Here is a 517-nt window from a genome sequence, read left to right as displayed (position 1 = left end):
GGCATGTTGCTGCAGACAGTTCCACCAGGAGGGTCCATGTTCCCCAAGATCCGCACACGCCGCCTCGTCCTCGCCACCGCGGCGGCCGCTGGAGCCGCCGCGTTCGGGGCTGTGACGGCGGCGTGCACGCCTGGAGCGGAGGGTAACGGTGATCCGGACCCCAAGGTCGGCCTGGTTGCCCTCTGCAGCGACGTGCTGGTGCATGCGCGGAGCACGGTGAACTTCGGGAGCCCGGCCAAGCCCGACATCAAGAAGATGGAGAACAAGATCGGCAGCTCCGGCCACGACCGCGACCCCTTCGCCGACGACGCGTCCGCCGGCTGCCAGAACACCAGCGGAGCCTACGGCTCCCGCGTGATCCTCAAGGCACCAGGGCTCAACAGCGGCAAGCCCTGGACCGTGACCGCACCGGAGGACCGCAACCACGTCCTCGTCGTCCGCCTCACCCAGCACGCCGACGGGACGGTCACCGGAACCAAGGAGCTCCTCCGCGCCCACAACTGAGCACGGACAGCCG

Annotated in this window: 1 protein-coding gene; it reads left to right on the top strand. The window is 69.2% G+C overall.

The features are described 5' to 3' along the window. Positions 1 to 36 precede the first annotated feature (36 nt). Entirely contained in the window at positions 37 to 504 is a 468-nt protein-coding gene (locus tag IEJ02_RS47990; protein WP_191070533.1) for a hypothetical protein, read from the top strand. Positions 505 to 517: the final 13 nt, after the last annotated feature.

It is taken from the genome of Streptomyces sp. 5-10 (assembly GCF_014712245.1).
Taxonomy (GTDB): Bacteria; Actinomycetota; Actinomycetes; order Streptomycetales; family Streptomycetaceae; genus Streptomyces; species Streptomyces violaceusniger.
The sequence above is the reverse complement of the archived record's forward strand: the minus strand, read 5'-3'. Positions and strand labels throughout refer to the sequence as shown.

What these genes read in the sequence shown, in the direction of transcription:
- IEJ02_RS47990 (WP_191070533.1), top strand. Translation starts at nt 37, where the DNA reads ATGTTCCCCAAGATCCGCACACGCCGCCTCGTCCTCGCCACCGCGGCG.